This window comes from Amycolatopsis sp. WAC 01416, assembly GCF_003947485.1.
GTDB lineage: Bacteria > Actinomycetota > Actinomycetes > Mycobacteriales > Pseudonocardiaceae > Amycolatopsis.
The window spans coordinates 1-702 of record NZ_QHHX01000031.1 but is presented as its reverse complement, the minus strand read 5'-3'; the positions used below and the strand labels follow the sequence as shown (position 1 = coordinate 702).

Below are 702 nucleotides of genomic sequence, written 5' to 3'. Positions count from 1 at the left end.
TACGGCGGCCCCAAGGTCGACGAAGAGGCCCTCCCCGTCGCGGCCGCCCGGCTGTCCGCCGACCGTCGCACGGTCCGGCTCACCATCCCCGGCCTCAAGACCGACCGGGTGGTGCGCGTACGCTCACCGCGCCCCTTCGCCTCGGACGCCGGGGAGCAACTCTGGTCCACCGAGGCCTGGTACACGCTGAACGCACGCCCCGGCCCCGAGCAGCCCACCACCTCGTACGACGCGGAATCGGCACGGCTGGCCGGCGGAGCCGACATCGACACCGAGCACGCCGGCTACACCGGCGGCGGCTTCGCCGACGGCTTCGGCACCCCGGGCGCCACGGCCACCTTCGAGGTCGACGCACCCGCGAAGGGCAGCTACGACGTGGGACTGCGGTACGCCAACGGCCCCCACCCGTTCACCGGCACCAAGACCATGGGCTTCAGCGTCCACGGCGCTCAGGCGCAGCAGACCAGCCTCCCCTTCACCGGCGCCTGGAACCGCTGGTCCACCAAGACCGAGCGGCTCTCCTTGCGCAAGGGCCGCAACACCATCGCCTATACCTATCGGCCCGAGGACACCGGCCACGTCAACCTCGACATGATCGAGGTGCGCAGACCCGGCAGCCGGATCGACCTGTTCTCCGGCGGCAGCGTCTCCACCGCCTGGCAGCACACCGACGGCCGCAGCGTCGAATGGCCGCGCTCCGCC

General features: G+C 72.1%; 1 protein-coding gene. It reads left to right on the top strand.

The window, feature by feature from the left end; all coding sequences use genetic code 11:
- The coding region (locus DL990_RS41155) for a CBM35 domain-containing protein (RefSeq protein ID WP_125801884.1) at positions 1 to 702 on the top strand (702 nt) is incomplete at both ends.